At 34.7% G+C, this 16,945-nt stretch carries 10 protein-coding genes; all 10 read right to left on the minus strand.

All coding sequences use genetic code 11. The features are described from left to right. Nucleotides 1-246: 246 nt before the first annotated feature. Nucleotides 247-867, minus strand: coding sequence for an outer membrane beta-barrel protein (locus Q7C23_RS22480; protein WP_375034603.1), 621 nt, complete (start codon nucleotides 865-867; stop codon nucleotides 247-249). Nucleotides 868-979: 112 nt separating this feature from the next. Then, complete coding sequence (locus Q7C23_RS22485; protein ID WP_375034604.1) at nucleotides 980-1,750, minus strand: DUF2490 domain-containing protein; 771 nt, start codon at nucleotides 1,748-1,750, stop codon at nucleotides 980-982. Between the two features lie 168 nt (nucleotides 1,751-1,918). Beyond that, complete coding sequence (locus Q7C23_RS22490) at nucleotides 1,919-3,175, minus strand: BamA/TamA family outer membrane protein (protein ID WP_375034605.1); 1,257 nt, start codon at nucleotides 3,173-3,175, stop codon at nucleotides 1,919-1,921. Nucleotides 3,176-3,260: 85 nt separating this feature from the next. Next, a complete protein-coding gene (locus tag Q7C23_RS22495; RefSeq protein WP_375034606.1) occupies nucleotides 3,261-5,618 on the minus strand; it encodes an arylsulfatase in 2,358 nt (785 codons plus the stop codon). Between the two features lie 46 nt (nucleotides 5,619-5,664). Continuing rightward, nucleotides 5,665-5,922 carry a hypothetical protein gene (locus Q7C23_RS22500; RefSeq protein WP_375034607.1) on the minus strand — a complete coding sequence of 86 codons (258 nt, stop codon included), beginning with the start codon at nucleotides 5,920-5,922 and terminating at the stop codon, nucleotides 5,665-5,667. Nucleotides 5,923-6,636: 714 nt separating this feature from the next. Continuing rightward, the gene (locus Q7C23_RS22505) at nucleotides 6,637-6,885 is read right to left on the minus strand and encodes a hypothetical protein (RefSeq protein WP_375034608.1); all 249 of its coding nucleotides are present in this window, start codon (nucleotides 6,883-6,885) and stop codon (nucleotides 6,637-6,639) included. A 1,693-nt stretch (nucleotides 6,886-8,578) separates the two neighbouring features. Beyond that, nucleotides 8,579-8,986 (minus strand): helix-turn-helix domain-containing protein, encoded by a 408-nt coding sequence (locus Q7C23_RS22510; RefSeq protein WP_375034609.1) that lies wholly within the window; start codon nucleotides 8,984-8,986, stop codon nucleotides 8,579-8,581. Between the two features lie 2,068 nt (nucleotides 8,987-11,054). Next, complete coding sequence (locus Q7C23_RS22515) at nucleotides 11,055-11,255, minus strand: superinfection immunity protein (protein ID WP_375034610.1); 201 nt, start codon at nucleotides 11,253-11,255, stop codon at nucleotides 11,055-11,057. Nucleotides 11,256-12,584: 1,329 nt separating this feature from the next. Continuing rightward, nucleotides 12,585-13,502 (minus strand): type IX secretion system membrane protein PorP/SprF, encoded by a 918-nt coding sequence (locus Q7C23_RS22520; protein ID WP_375034611.1) that lies wholly within the window; start codon nucleotides 13,500-13,502, stop codon nucleotides 12,585-12,587. A gap of 314 nt (nucleotides 13,503-13,816) precedes the next feature. Continuing rightward, the coding region (locus Q7C23_RS22525; protein WP_375034612.1) for a gliding motility-associated C-terminal domain-containing protein at nucleotides 13,817-16,945 on the minus strand (3,129 nt) is incomplete at its 5' end.

Raw genomic sequence — 16,945 nt, forward strand, 5'->3', positions numbered from 1 at the left:
AAAAAAAACAATATTTCGCCAATTTGGAATGCATGGGAAACAAATAATTCAGCATATATAAATTTTCTTTCTCTGTAAAAATAAAATCTGTTAAAGAGATAAAAATAAGTACGATAACACCAATAATTCTAAAATGTTTATGTGCAAAAACCGGAATTATTCTCTCCATTGATTCGGTATCGTCTTCTTTTGTAATTTAAGTCAATGTGGAGCAGTGAGAGAATCAGCGAAGTAATTCTTCAAAATTTATTTCGTGAAATCATAACTGAAACATGCCCCTAAACCAAATTGATATGTAGAAACATAGTCCGTCACACCCACAAGTCCATAATAAGTCCAATAGTAGTCATTACCAACAGCAGCGGTCATAGATTGTAGGTAGGCATGGAGATTAATCGATAATAGCGAATTGGTTTTTATTTTGACCCCGCCTTTTATTTCCCATGCAAAATAAGTTCCATTGCCGCTCTGTGGAGATTCAAGGATTGACAGACCTGCACCGGCCCCCAGAAAAGGCTGGGCCTTTTGAGATACAGCACCAAAATAATGGGTATAGTCTACCAGTACATAATTTATAGCACCTTTGTCATCTCCGGCATTCAACTGTGCTCCCCCAGGACCGTATAATGGCAAACTGGTATCCAGCCTATTGTATTTTAACTCTATAGAACTGTTCTCTATGAAAAAATACTCAAGACCGGCTCCGTACTCAAAACCATCCTCAACCTTGGCATAGGAATTATCAAATTCCACCCGGTCTGAAAAAGTGTAGCCTCCATATAAATTAAGAAGAAAAGATTTTGAACTTTGCGCAAAAACTCCTGCTGAGCATAAAAAAAAGACAAGTAATAAGCGGTTCTTTTTCATAATTTTGATTTATAATTGATTAATATTTATAATTGGCACTAGTCTATAAGTAGCCTTTTTCTTTTTTGATTCTTTTTTGTTGTGATTTTCGGGCTAGCAGCAGAACTTGTTCCTATTCCAAAATTGTCTTTTTGGGCGCCATAGATTTAATTAAATTGGGCAAAAAATTATTAAAAGTAATATTTAACTGAATGGCATTTACTAACTGGTCCACCGGTTCTCTTGGCATGATTTCATTAGCATACGACACTTCAATCTGTATATTATCATTTAAAAAATAGCCCAGTCCTACAGTAGCCCTGTTTCTATCAAATAAATCAGGACCACTGACCTGACTTTTACTCTTAAAGAACAATTCATCGGATAGAAAACCATAAAATGCATCTTTTGTATTTTCATTATTTGTAAAACAATATACGGTCCTTAGCTGAAATCTAAATCGCATTACCGTCTCAGAATAGCCATTCTCATTATGAAGATGCCGGTCTTCAAACCTTCCTCGTAAATTGAGTTTGCATTTTCCTTCTTTCAATATACGGTACATTCCCTGGGCCGCCATTCTAATTTCGGGAGCTTCCCTTTGATTTAGTTCCGGAACATTTTTATTAAAATAGTATGCATAAAAAAAAGAAACTTTCCACCTGTCATTTGGCCTGTAATGTGTCCATAGCCTACCATAACCTTGTGTAATATTGCAAAATATATTACTGTCTTCAGGAGTACTGCTTGTTGTTAACCCAACATTTAGTTCTAATGCCCATTTGTGGCTTAAATCCTTTGTAAAAGCATACTCATTCCAGAATTGGTTTAATTCATCTGTCTGGGCATATTGATTTAAAGTAATGACCATAAATAGAAAAATATAGAATCGATGTCTTCCCATACATTATATTTTTATGACTTTTATTATGCTCGAAACCATTGCTGAATTTGATTTCAGGTACAATTGCAATTTTCCAAAATTAAGATTCGTCTACTTATAACTATGAATTCATGGCTGTATCTTTATGTTTTTCCGGTTTAATTTCAGTTTTAAAAATTACTTCAATCTTTAAAATGTTTCTCCTGCATTTAGATAAAATCCTTTTGAATTACGTCCCCATGCATAATCTACTATCAGATTGGTACGGGTAGCCTTATCGATTAAAATCCTTAAACCTATTCCAACTGCAGGCTGTATGTATTGGAAAAGCTTTACATCAGTTTCGTTGTTACTAGCTGTAATAAAATTAGTAAAAACCGTCCCGCTCAATAATTGGTTACAGGTAACTGGAAATCTGAATTCCGAAGAAAAATATATCATATTGCTTCCTCTAAAGAGCCCTTGCGTATATCCTTCTCCACTTCGGCTTCGTTGGTCCCAGCCTATGGCCGGCAAATTCAGATACGGCACTTTTCCACCTGTTACAAATTGTCCATATGCCCATATTCCCAAAATATAACGCTCACTTTTAGCACTAAGCGGAATAAATTTCCTGTACTCTGTGTACAGAATCTGACTGGTATGCTGATTATGAAACAAAGCCGGATTTATCCTAAAATTTATATTGGCAAAAGAGCCTTTTCTGGCATTAACCTGATTGTCCCTGGAGTCATACACGACATTCAGACTCACTCCGTTTACAAAATATTCCAAAGCATCAAATCCTTTTTCTTGGCTGTATTGATAATGATAGGTATATTTTGCGTTTTCTATATCGAGATTTTTATCTTTTATTGAAGAATACCAATCGATATCGATTCCCGCTCCAACATAAAAATTCTCCTTAACCTCCCATGACATAGACTGATGAAACTTGAAATAATTATAATCCATGGGTTGTTCTATACTCTCAAGGGCAAAATCAGGATTCTGCCTTGCAGAAGGAATAATATTGGATCCCAGCCCATAATTTTCCTGAGAAAAAAGATATAGACGATAATCGCCATTGAGATATATTTTGTTGTTTTTTAACAAAACACTATTCTTGGCATTTATCAACAATTGTTTTTTTGTGGTATAGGTTATGCCCAAATTAACAATTGAATATTTATCTGTGAGTTCTTTGCCCTTAAAAGTGTATTGTGCAACACCGCCAAAAACAAATCCTGTCGCAGGTTGTGAGCCAATAACGGGAATTACCAAAAAAAAACTATTTTTTACCGGTTTTATAACCACCACTGCGGAATCCTTTTTCTTAAAAAGCTCAAACAATGTCTTGGGCTGACAAACATCTGGTGCAGACTCAGTTTGAGCCTGCAGCTGCAGATGAAAAAAAACACCCATTATAATCCCCACATAAATATGTTTTGATAGTTTAATTTTCATTATTCTCTATATAAGAATGAAATTAATAACTGTAAATTTTAATCGATTCTCTTAAATATTCCCAGAGGGTATTAAATCCAATTTTCTATTTTTTTGTTTCAATAGTTATTCTGCTTAGTTTTCCGTTAAAATGGGGTGATGCTCCATAATCTGCAACTGGAGTTCCATCATCTGTTCCTATATCTGCCAGATCATCAACAGAAAAAATTCCAGGCTGTGTTTTGGCTAGTTTGCCTTCAGCCACTTTATTCCCATCAACAGTAATGGTTCCCGTTCCTCCTTTTCCTAATCCTCCGCCATCATATTTAAAATCATAAACAATGGTATGTTTTCCTGATGCCAATAGTTCATTTGCAATAATATTATAACTTTCTAATCCTACATAGTTATAAGTAAAGCCCGGCCTGCCGTGTTTTAAATAAAAAGAAAATCCACCAAATTTTCCGCCTTGGCAAACCATAACGCCATTTGCATTTTCTTTAACATCTACCTCACTGGTAATGGTATAGGATGTGTTTTTGGTACTTATAAAAATATCAATTCCCATTCCTTTCATTCCTTCTCCATACGTAACTTTTGTTCTTTCCCCCATTAAATCAGGACGTCCAACAGATTTGGCATCGGTTCTTTCCAGCAGGCGGTCATCAATTGGAAGTACATGAAATTTTTCAGCTTCCTTCATAAACAATGCCTGAAGTTCTTTTAATTTTTCAAGATTTTTAAGCGCCAGATTATTGCTCAGCGAAAAATCAGTGTTCGAATCATATAAATCCCATGAATCTTCTTTCAGTGAAGTTGCTGGTTTTTGTTTCCATGCTGGTCTGTGGATAGTTCTGGCGTACCAGCCCTCGTGGTAAATTGCCCTGTTACCAAACATTTCAAAATATTGGGTGGTGTGGCGCTCTTTTGCTTTGCCATCATCAAAACTATATACCATACTGGTCCCCTCAATAGGATCCTGCTTGATTCCATTAACTTGCTTGGGCGCTGGAATTTTACAAGCCTCAAAAACAGTCGGCGCAATATCAATGATATGGGTAAACTGAGAGCGAATTTCACCTTTTGACTTAATACCATTTGGCCAGCGGATCACAATTCCGTTTCGTGTACCTCCAAAGTCTGATGCTACCTGTTTCGTATAAGAGAACGGCGCATCCATTGCCACAGCCCAACCTGCAGCATAATGCGGATATGTATCTGGTCCCCCCCACTGCTCATAATGTTTGAGCATCTCGGGTACGGTTTCTGGAATTCCATTAAAATAAGTCATTTCATTAAACAGGCCGTTCATTGTTCCTTCTGCGCTGGCTCCATTATCACCAACAATATAAATAAAAACCGTATTGTCCATAACTCCCAAATCTTCAATGGCCGTATACAGACGTCCGATTTCATAATCAGTGTGCTCGCCAAATCCGGCATAAGTCTCCATTTGACGTGCAAAGAGCTTCTTTTCATCGGCCGAAAGACTCTCCCAGTCTTTTATATCTGTTGGTTTAGGCCCAAGCTGCGCATTTTGCGGTACCAGCCCCAGTTTTTTTTGTCGCTCCAAAGTTTCTTGACGAACTTTATCCCAGCCCTGGTCAAATTTCCCTTTGTATTTGTCAATATATTGCTGTGGCGCATGATGAGGAGCATGCGTTGCTCCTGTTGCAAAATAAATCATAAAAGGTTTATCGGGAGTCAGTGCCTTTTGAAAACGAACCCAGCTTATGGCCTGATTGGTCATATCAGTAGTAAAATGATACTCAGGGTCTTTTGGAAGTTCAACCTGTGTTGTTCCGTCATAAACCAATGGTGCCCATTGATTGGTCTCCCCTCCTATAAAGCCATAGAACTTATCAAATCCTGAGTGCGTAGGCCAGCGATCTAAAGAGCCTGATACAGAAATTTCCCATGGCGGTGTTTCATGATATTTTCCAAAAGCAGCAGTGCTGTAACCGTTTTGCCTGAGCACTTCCGCCATAGGTGTGATACTTTGTGGCCTAATGCCGTTATTACCAGGGAAGGCAGTTGCTGTTTCCATTATAGATCCGGCATTGTTGCTGTGATGATTGTAACCTGTAAGTAAAGCCACACGTGTAGGAGAACAAAGCGAAGTGGTATGAAAGCGGTTGTAACTGATTCCCTCTTTACCCAATTTATCGACAAGTGGCATATTAACTGGTCCGCCAAAACGACCTGATGCCCCAAATCCCATGTCATCAATTAAAACAACTACAACATTGGGCGCACCTTTTGGCGCCTTAACTTCCCATCTGGTGGGTGCTTTAGCATCTCTTGCATCTAGCTCTTTGTAGGTGGGCCTTTGTGGTTCTTTTATCGGCAAAATACTCCGATCTAAAGCATTCCCATTATTTTGCGCTCGAGCTGCGGGTGAAAAAATAAATAACAAAAATCCTATCGCACATAAATTTACTGTGGTCTTTAATGTATGTATCATGGTATTTGAATATATTAGATTAGTACTGGCTCAATGGAAAATTGTATTAAAAATCATCTTCTGCATTTAAATTTTTAATAAATCTTAAAATTTCGTCCTCAAGTTCTGCAGAGACGGATTCATATTCTGCCTGACAACGGGTATCTTCCTCTTTTTTTTTCTTGTACTGCTCACTAATCATTTTAGTTATACAATAATCATCACAAATAACCTTGAATTCGTCATCAGCCAAATAAAGAATTATGATCGATTCCATGAACTTCTCAAACTTATTATTATTATATAAAGCCTTTGGTATAGTCATTTTTTATAATCATTTATTCTTAATTCAAATAAAGTACATATCACTAACGAATTTAATTGGGTACTAAACATTTATAAAGTTACACAAACTACGGTTCCAATTTTGTAATTCACTGTGAAACAGATGTAAAATCGAATATAAAACACTAAAAAAAGAACACTTATGTGTTACAGTGATATGGTGTAAATTCTCAAAAGAAAGATTAAATTAAATATTGCAGAATTAAAGCCCTGCATATTTCAGGCCGGCAACTATTTGTGATGCTAAATTACCAGATAAGACAAGGAATCATTTCCCCAATATTTGCAGCAGCATTGGTAATAGTTTCCACTAATCTGGCAAGACTTTTTTTTTGCATCATGCTGTTTTCCATCTAGTATAAAAACACTGTCTTCAATAATAGATCCCAATAAGTCTTTACAGTATTCTTTTTACACTGTAAAGTGCTGCTCAATATTCTTTATTGTCAATAAAAACACAACCCTCCATTGATAAACCACGGATAATCCGGGCTGAGTCCGGATCCTTTCCGCATTAATTAAAAACCTTCCACAACAGATCCTGCACAGACAAGAACGAAACCTATACTGCAGGTGATAACTGTAGAATTATAATTGAGTTCTAACATTGTAAAGCGGCAGCAAAACAGGACTCTCTGTCTTTTTTAAATAAATAAATAAATAAATAAATTAAATATACAAAGGTAAACATCTGTCATGTATGCTGAGAGAACGTATCTATTTTAAGAGCCTCCACAGAATATCTGAATCCTGCTTCAAATGGCATCCCTACAGTATTAATTGCCAATAGAATACCGTTTAAATAAAGTCCGGCCAGCATCGCTAACGCTTCAGCACTATCAGGACCTGCTTTGTCGCTTTTTCCAAAGCTGCAACAGCATTTATGACATTGGAATAGAAAGGATCGCTGGTATGTATAATAACCATAAATTCCTTCTCTCATAGTATTTCAAGAGGTTTTCAAATAAAGAAGCATGGCCATACCATGAAATATAAGACCGTAGCATCCTCTAATAGAGTCCATAAACTATTTATGAATTCATCCTGAATTTCCCGTATTCCATTATTTAGCGCTATATTTATTGTTTTGTAAACATGACTTCACCATGAGAAGCTATCAGTAAATTAACACTGATTTTACCCTATCCGTAGTAAACTGAATATTGCCTGTTATATATAATCTGCTTTGATTAATTTGCCAGCTTGTACTATTTTCGTTGATTTTTGAAGTCATCCCAGCAGAATAATATCCGATAGAGAAATATCTTTAAATCTGGAAAGCTCAGTGCTGGGTTCTTCTGCCAAAAGCAACGAGATTTCTCATCAGTTTTATTGCAAACATTTAAATGAAATTATAGCAACAGCGGGGGCTGTACTATTAAAAGTTACTGGAGGGTGAGAATAACTTTTATTACAAAGTTTTCAAACAAAAATTCAAACAAAAAGCCGCCTCAATCTGAGACGGCTTCGTAAATAAATGATTGACATAGCTGTGACTATTCTGCAAGCAGGTCATAGTAAAATTTAAATAAATGTAATTTTCCAAGTTGAGAACGGGTCCCAAATAAGTCTGTAATTACCAATAATCACAAAGGTAAAACAGACAAAACTAAATTCTCCAAAAACAAATTTAATCCAAGAACGTATTTGTACTAACAAAGCATTGAGGCAAAAACAATACTTCAAGCCGTTTGCAGAAAACAAAAAAGATATCAGCACAAAAAATCTTAAAGGTAGTCTTATTGTATATCAATCAATATATTTTTAAACATTAAACCACTTAAGCAAATTTAAGACAAGGCACCAACTAAAATCCCCCAATAAAGACATTAAAATAATAAAATAAAACACGTTTTCAAAAGGCTATATTGATCTTAAGGAAGAATTTCAGAAACAGGATAGATTTTGAGAACAGAACCCCAATATTGGCTAATTGACATTTTTATTCTTATGATTTTCTTCCTTTAGGTACTGTTAGCCATGTTATTGGATTTGGAAAATAAAGACTCGACCTTGCTCCTGACATGAAAGCCCTATAAATACTAGTTTATTTTTACCGGATTTTCGAAGAATATTTATTATAATCCCCTCTTACCTCTTCTCATGGCATTAAAATTTCTACAATCAATTAAGAAATCATTTGAGCTTAATATCATTGCTGTATTGGATAAAGCCGCAAGGAGTATCTAATTCTAATTAACACGATCATTTTTTATCTTTTTCTGGTGTTCATTTCTAATTATAGCTTAAAAATTTAAATATATTTGCCATACATAAATCAAAAACAAGGACATTTAACGCCATAAAAAGGCATCTTTTTTTAGAAAGCTGCAGTGTTATTTTTAACGATAACAAGTCAAAAAAGAAAGTGATTAAAAAATATAGTAATTCTGTAATGCAAAATTATAAATATCATATGAATTACAAATTATTTGACGTAGTTGGAATAAATCTTATCGCACTGGGGACCTAATACTACTTATATCTAATGATCTTTACAAAATCAGATTCCTAATAGCAATACCAATCAATAATAAATTTGTTCTATTTCAATAATATCCCAAAAATAATTTTGATGATTCTAACAAAAATTGCAACTATAATTTTATACTCTCTAATTGATATAGTCTCAATTATTATAGCGCTTCACATTTAAAACCTAACTCTTCCATTAAAAGAACAATTTCCTCTGTAATGTCATTTTCAGTTTCAAAACGCAAAATACGATCACAATCTTCGAGATCGAAATTCCACTTTACATCAGGAAATGAGCTATTCAATTTCGGAGTAATTCGCTTTACTTCTGAAAAAGAATTTACATTTGTCTTAAACACCAAAACCAAATTTGATTGCTTTTCTGCAGCAACCAACATTGTTAAAAGCTTTTGTTGGCTAAAAGGAATAACATGATTTCCATTTTCATAGTTCAAAATGGTCTTTTTATCAACACCTAGCAGACTTGCAAGATCTAATTGTGTTAGATTCTTATTTTTTCTTATTTCAATTATATCAACTGAAGTAAACACTTTATTGTTATCATTCATTTCTTTTTACATATATAAATGGTTATTAGGTTCTGTTTTTTTTGTTTATTCTTTTAGCACTTTTAGTTTATCCATTTAAAATTGAGTCAAAATTATCTGGGTCTTTTTCGTTATATGAAAATCAATATATTAAGTCTTAATCCATCTTTGGTCAGACCCTTTTAATTCGAATCTATACCTCTGAAATTGCCAGTTACCTAAAAGATAATTTACATTTTATACCAGACATCCTTTAAATTAACGTTACCAAGTATATTTAATTATAAAGATTAATAAGAATCCTTATATCTTTTGTTTAATTTAAATTATTAAATAACTCCAAACAAAGGACTAAATATAAAAAAAACGCTTAACAGTACAATTTGTTAAGCGCTTTTAAAATACAATCTAAAACAATCTAAACATAACTGTAAAGTATTCCACAAATATCAGCATCCGAATTACTTTAGACAACTTAATAAGGACATTAAAATATTGAATTAGGTCATTTTTATTAAAAACTTTGATATTGAGTGCAATAAACTTTAGATCAATATGAAATAAGAAGCTTCCAAATGTTTATAAAAATAATCTCAATAAAAATAAAACTTCTATAATAATTATTAAAACATTATTTTGCTTATTAAATATTAAAAAAATGTAAAATTATTTAAGTAATAAATAAGCACTTCAAGTCATGGTGACAAATATCTGATGAAAACCCCGTGTAGCGCTATTTATCGTTTCTTGATTCATCAAAAATAATTTTAAGTAAAAATTATGCATATAAAAATGGATTACTCCATAACGATATAATTTTAACCCCATATCTGCTTTATATAAGTATTTTAAGTCCATAATTATCTATAAATATCAACAATTAAAACCTAAACATCTTCTTTACCCTAGCCTACTACATTCTAACTCAGTACAAAGGGAATAATATCTAGGTTTTGGAATAAGTGATCAGTCATCATTATTTTTTTACTAATCTAAAAATTCAACGATAAGAAGTCAACTTTGTCACTGTGCTATAGCGATTTAAAACCGAGGCGTAAATAATATTTAAACCTATATAATCTATGCATTTTTCAATCAACAAAGTCCCCAATAATTTAATCATTCTAATTCACACAATAAAATAGTATCCACGCCTACTTAGTTAAAATGTCCTCTCTCGACATTTTTTAGTCCTAATTAACATCAATAACACATTAAATCACCACATCTTTGCTTTAGCAATAATAACAAAGATGCAAGATTAAAAGCGCAATAAAAAATCATGGAAAATAGAAAAATTAAAATAAAATATCCTTTTACAATCGTTATCATCTGTACGATATTATGGATAACAATATTAATATACAGCGTATCGTAGACGACACATTCGGAAACAACAAAAAATTAAAGACAAGTTCTTTAGTTTCATCGTCACTTTATTTAATATCATCAAATTTCTACAAAACAACACTATAGAAAAAAAAAGGGATAAATAACCTATACCTCTGTAAAACTACAAATGGACAGAAAAACAAACACATAGATATAGTTTTATAAAAAGCAAAGATGGACATATTATAAGATAGTCAACAACGATCATGCAATTTGCTGAACACATAAGGGAGACACACATAAAAAACAGTGTAACACGAAACGAACCTTGAAAGCTCTCAGTTTAACATATCTCACAAATATAAACATCTGAAATCAATTTATCCCCACCCAAACAAAGATTTTACAATCAGGAGAGTATATATATTCCAATACAATTGACATAGCAAATCATTAAAAAAAAATAAAAACATAGCGTATTGAGTCACTTTGTCATTACAGATAGTTCTTCAGTTCTATTACATTTAAACAATTTTAACCAAACAAACCCAAACTTTTGTTTTCCTTACCTATTTTTAATACTTATCCTAACAGATATTTTTTCCTGATGTTTTTTGTTTGATTTACTCTCATTATTACATCCAGTGATAGCCAATAATACTACGAGTGAAATAAGTGGCAATACTAATATTAGCAAGCCCAAGGTTAACTTTATATTTTTCATGTTAATCATTTTTTTTATAATACTGAGAATCTTTCACTCAACCTCTAAATCCTCGCCCTTAAATAAAGCCCAAATTAAAGACCCTACCCAACCAAGAATCGTCCAGCCTAGTAAAAGGTTTAATAAAAATATTGCAACCATATTTTGATGCCTACGGCCAATGTATGACGGCAGAAAGTATAACAATCCAGCCGATGCAACTACTAACATTTCCCAAACTCCTATTTGTTCCATTTTTTACTCTTTATATTTATAACTTTCAAATCTTTTTTTTTAATAAAACTGATATGATCTAAATCAATACTTCTATTTTGTTTTTCTACCTAAAACAGCAATTCATTATAATCAGCAATAACCTTGTATTAGATTTTTAGATAATAAGTGAATTTCGTACTCTTCTCGAATCGAGAAAATAATATTTGATGCACAATTTGGCAAGCCGGGCATTTCCCTCATTATTCATATCCCCTTTAGTTATTCAAATAGTACATATGAATAACTTTTGAAATTATCCTTGTTTTAAACTGGTACCCATATTATGCAGCTTTCGTCTTTTGCTCTCTTCTTACAGCGATTTAAAACAAGAAAATAATTTTAAACAGATATTACTATTATTTTTTAATTTCAGAATTGTTTTACATTTTAGCATATTAAAAAAACGCCTAACAATCTAGTGCCAGGCGCTTTTACCAAAGTCCAAAAACTACTACTAACCTACCCTAAACGATTCGGCAAATATCTCAAAGTAAATTAATACAAATAAAAAAACAAGGACATTAAAATAACACATAAGGACTTTTTTTTAAAAAATCTTTGTGGTCGCCAACTGAACCTAACAACTAATTGAACCGCCTTTCATTGCAATGTTTTATAGTGCAATGCTGATTATTACAATACTCAGTTATTTATGAACCTGAATTCAACGAAAACATCTTAAGAGGATTTTTTACACAATTAAATGATGTCCAAAAAACATGATCTTGATTCAATTAAACAACCACAGATCGACATTATCATTAACCACCTGAACGATGCTATGGGCAAATGAGAAAGAATAAAAATACAGTTTTCCCACGATTGTCCAGTTCTTTAATTCATGATTTAATATATATCCTTATTCCTATATTACCCTTTAGGCTAGAGACAGTTTTCCCTTTACTAAAATTGCAAATGCCACCATCATTTCGGTAGTTTTATTAAGTATACAAGAAACTTCTATAATTACGCAAGATCCATTTGAAAACAGACCTACTGATATTCCTATGACAGCACTATCCAAAACCATTGAGAATAATATTATTGAAATTATCACTGATCAAAAATCCACAGTAACAACAAATCCATACTCATTTTACATAAATTAGCTGTCAAATTAAATTATCTCATGAAATGCAGCACCATAGATAGTATACTGCATTTTTTTTATATGCATTAGATTTGGTCTGCATTACATCTTTTAATTTTGGCAAAAATTAAGGATGGTCTGCATAAGGCTATACAAGAAATAATAATTAGCATGGTAGGATATATTTCACCGCTTATCTAATTTGTCATATTTGTTTTTTAGAAGAAACGGGGAGTTGTCATTTTACCGTTGTTTTTAAAGAACTCATAACGAAGGAATATTTCATGGGATCCTGAATTGTAATTGCTTAAGTTAGTAGTTTCATGATCGTAACCATACCCTATATATAATCCGTCAGTAATCTGAAATCCCACCAAAGCACTAAGTGAAGCACTCCACCTGTAAGCAATACCTGCTACAAATTTGTCGTAGAACATAAAATTGGCTGATAAATCTACCTGAAGCGGGGCCCCTTCTACCATTTTGGTAAGTATAGCAGGTTTGAATTTTATGTACTGGTATTTATCGAGGTCAAATACATAACCAGCCATTAAATAATAATTGATTTTGTCTTTATAAATAGCCACATCATTATCATCATACCTGTTGGTTTCAATAAAATTAGGAACAGATAAACCAATATAGGCTTTATCGGAATGCCAATACACACCAGCACCAATATTTGGAGAAAATTTATTGTCGAGATCCTGAAACTGAGGGTCGCCGGCATCTTCTGGGTTTAGTTTATTTGCATCAAGATTAAAAATATTAGCTGTTCCCTTAATACCAAAAGAAAGCTTGAAACTGGCAGATGTCTGAACGGTATAAGAAAGATCAACAGAGATATTATTCTCATTTGTTGGTCCGATTTTGTCATTTACCAAAGAAGCCCCAATGCCCAGATTACTATTGTTAATTGGCGTATTAATTGAAAAACTGCTGGTTTCGGGAGCCCCATCCAAACCTACCCATTGTGTACGGTACAAGCCAAAGATACTTAATACCCCACGAGACCCTGCGTACGCAGGATTAATATTTATAGTGTTGTACATGTATTGCGTAAATTGCGCATCCTGCTGTGCAAAACCAGCCATTGTAGCAAACATTATAACGAAGGAAAATAATTTTGTTCTCATAAAAGATTTTTTTACTTAATTATTACTATCAATTTACTTATAACTTAATTAAACACAAATAGATTTTTCCTGCCAAGGAGATACGCAGCAATAATATGAATTACAACAATATGCGATTTTTTCAATTTAGATAAGTGTTTTCGAAATCGTATAAGACCCCACGAATCATAACATTCAGTAAACACCCCGGTTTTTTAAAATACTCCTCCCAGGTTATCATTTGATGCAATAAATACCCATACTGTGATTAAACAAATAGGTTCAATCACAGACAATAAATGGGCTTTTTTTTACTTAATAACAGTACTTTAAAATCAATTTACAAATAAATAGCCTGACAGATTATGGATCATTAAATCTTTACCGACATACTCAATTGTATAAAAATACGTACCTGTAGCTAAACCTTCACCCCTGAAAACAATAGTTTTATTATTATAATGCCTGGCTTTAAAAATACTTATTCCATATCGATCAAAAATTTCAACTGTATTATCTAAAAAATAATCTAATCCCTGAATATTAAAATAGTCATTCTTTCCATCTCCATTTGGAGATATAGCATTGTAAATTATTAGTTTATCGGGAATTTCTTCAATTTCTACAATAGTTATTGGTGAGAGACAATCAGATTTATTTTTGGCAACGATAGTATGGGCACCTGCTTCCAAATTAGAGTAAATTAACTGATCGGAAAAATTACCATTATCAACACTGTAAACTTCATTAGCCCTTCCCTCTATTGTGATTGTACTTTTATCTATTTTCACCACAGGTGGTTCCGGAGCAATTTTCGGCGCCGCCATAACGCTTCCCGGTAAACTTACACAACCATTTAAATTTGTCGAAATGACAGTATAAATACCCGCATTATCAACCGTGATAGTTGACGTTGTTTCGTTCGTACTCCATAATAAACTTCCTGTTGCAGTTGTACTTAATGTGGAAGTTCCGTTACAATTATCAATCACCAAGACTATTGGCACTTCAGGAGTTACTTTTTCTTCAATAACAATATCAGCTGTTGCATTAGAAGTACATCCATCCTCATTGGTTACAGTAAAGCTATATTTTCCAGCAATGGAGTTTGATATGGTTGTAGTCAATCCCGTTCCTATAACCTCAATTGCCCCATATCTAATAATCCAGTTCCCCGCTGGTAAGTTACTCAACTCTACACTCCAAATATTACTGCTACAAGTCGGCTGTGTAACAAGATTTATTAGTGGAACAGCCGGAGTTGATGGTTGCGCTTTTATACTTACACCCTCAGAAGCTAAAGATGTACACCCATCATCATTCGTAACTGTAAAATTATAAGTAGTCGCTGCCATAAGATCTATAACGGTTGTTGAACCCGAGCCTTGGATACCTCCGGGATTGATCTCCCAATTACCTGTTGGTAATCCACTCAAGGTTACCTGCCCGCTAGCTGATATACATGTAGGCTGAATAATTTTTTCTACTTGTGGAGCTAATGGAGTAATTGGCTGAGCTTTAATTTTAACATCACCTGTTGCCGTGGACGAACATCCTAGATCATTGGTTACTGTAAAATTATAAATATGTCCTGCCGCAAGCCCTGTAACAATAGTCTGTGTTCCGGTTCCTGATACAGCTCCAGGATTAATTATCCAATTACCGATTGGCAAACCACTTAATATCACACTTCCAACAGACAATTCACATGTGGGATTTGTTATGGTTCCTACTATGGGAGCTGACGGTGTAAGAGGCTGATTCTTAATATTAATATTCCCTGTACTTAACGACGTACAACCTACATCGTTTGTAACCGAAAAATTATAATTACTTCCCGCTAGCAGTCCATTAATTGTCGTTTCCGATCCAGCACCTCTCACATCTCCGGGATTAATTACCCAGTTTCCGCTTGGTAATCCGCTTAATGTGACGCTTCCGGTAGCTACAGCACAAGTTGGGTCAACTACCATTTCAACTATAGGAGTCATTGGAGTTGCCGGTTGAATATTCATTTTTATATCCGGGGTAGCTAAAGATGTACACCCATCATCATTAGTTACTGTAAAGTTATACGAACTTCCTGCTACAAGTCCTTTTATGGTTGCCGTAACTCCTATTCCTGACACTGCACCCGGGTTGATTATCCAATTACCTGCAGGTAATCCATTTAGAATCACGCTTCCGGTAGCAGAAACACATGTTGGATGGTTAACCATTTCAATTATCGGAATTGGTGGGGTTCTTGGCTGCACTTTAATCTCTATAGCACCTGTACCTATTGATGTACATCCCATATTATTGGTAACTGTAAAATTATAAGTATAGCCCGATAATAATCCCGTAATCTGCTTTTCTGATCCAGTTCCTGAAATAGCACCTGGGTTGATAATCCAATTGCCATTTGGTAAGCCGCGTAACAGTACACTTCCGGTGGCTACTACACAAGTCGGGGCTGTAACAGCCGCCACAATTGGAGCCGGAGGCGTTACAGGCTGGGCATTAATAACCACATTACCGGTAGCTGCCGAGATACATCCCGTATCATTGGTTACCGTGAAATTATAAATGTTCCCCCCTGTAAGTCCCCCAAGAGTTGTTTCTGTTCCTGTACCTGATATCCCTCCCGGGTTAATTGTCCAGTTACCCAACGGAAGTCCGCTCAATTCCACACTTCCTGTAGCTGTTTGGCAGGTCGGATCGGTAACCGTTCCCACTATGGGAGCAGACGGCGTTGGGGGCTGAGTGAAGATTTCAACAGCATTGGTCGAATTGGAAACACATCCCGCATCATTGGTAACGGTAATATTATAAACTCCCGCAGGCAGATCTTCAATAACCGCAACAGGACCTATGCCTGAAATACCCGGTCCTGTTCCTCCAACCGACCTTAATATCCAGTTTCCTGAAGGAAGCCCGCTCAGCTGAATTTTTCCCAAAGCCGTACAGGTTGGCTGGACAACCCCAACTACTGTCGGAATCCCCGGTGTTACAGGCTGCGCATGGATAATTATACCTCCGATCCCCGCTGAAGTACAGCCCTGGTCATTGGTAACCGATAAATTATATGTGCCCGGAACGGTAAGCCCCGTAAAACTATAAGTACTTCCCGATCCCTGGATTGTGGAAATCGTTGTACCACTAAGATTAAGGGTCCAGTCCCCTGACGGGAGGCCGCTCAACTCAACAATACCGGTATCATTACAGGTAGGCTGAATAACATTTACTGTTGGATTCTGTGGGGTAAGGGGTTGGGCATTTATTGTTACATCCCCATTATTTGTAGTACAGAATACTGCACTGTTTAATTCAAAATGATAATCACCGGCTATTAAACCTGATATTATATAACTCGATCCTGAACCTACTATAACATCATTGACAGGCCCTGTCTGGGTCAGCGTCCAGGTTCCTGACGGCAGATTGTTAAAAGTAATGCTTCCTGTAGCAACTGAACACGTAGG

Origin of the sequence: Flavobacterium sp. LAR06 (genome assembly GCF_041946075.1) — a bacterium.
Classification (GTDB): Bacteria; Bacteroidota; Bacteroidia; order Flavobacteriales; family Flavobacteriaceae; genus Flavobacterium.

Bases quoted from the DNA above. Each gene is read 5' to 3' on its own strand.
- Q7C23_RS22480 (WP_375034603.1), bottom strand. From the start codon at position 867: ATGAAAAAGAACCGCTTATTACTTGTCTTTTTTTTATGCTCAGCAGGA.
- Q7C23_RS22510 (WP_375034609.1), bottom strand. From the start codon at position 8,986: ATGAATGATAACAATAAAGTGTTTACTTCAGTTGATATAATTGAAATA.
- Q7C23_RS22485 (WP_375034604.1), bottom strand. From the start codon at position 1,750: ATGGGAAGACATCGATTCTATATTTTTCTATTTATGGTCATTACTTTA.
- Q7C23_RS22520 (WP_375034611.1), bottom strand. From the start codon at position 13,502: ATGAGAACAAAATTATTTTCCTTCGTTATAATGTTTGCTACAATGGCT.
- Q7C23_RS22515 (WP_375034610.1), bottom strand. From the start codon at position 11,255: ATGGAACAAATAGGAGTTTGGGAAATGTTAGTAGTTGCATCGGCTGGA.
- Q7C23_RS22490 (WP_375034605.1), bottom strand. From the start codon at position 3,175: ATGAAAATTAAACTATCAAAACATATTTATGTGGGGATTATAATGGGT.
- Q7C23_RS22500 (WP_375034607.1), bottom strand. From the start codon at position 5,922: ATGACTATACCAAAGGCTTTATATAATAATAATAAGTTTGAGAAGTTC.
- Q7C23_RS22495 (WP_375034606.1), bottom strand. From the start codon at position 5,618: ATGATACATACATTAAAGACCACAGTAAATTTATGTGCGATAGGATTT.
- Q7C23_RS22505 (WP_375034608.1), bottom strand. From the start codon at position 6,885: ATGAGAGAAGGAATTTATGGTTATTATACATACCAGCGATCCTTTCTA.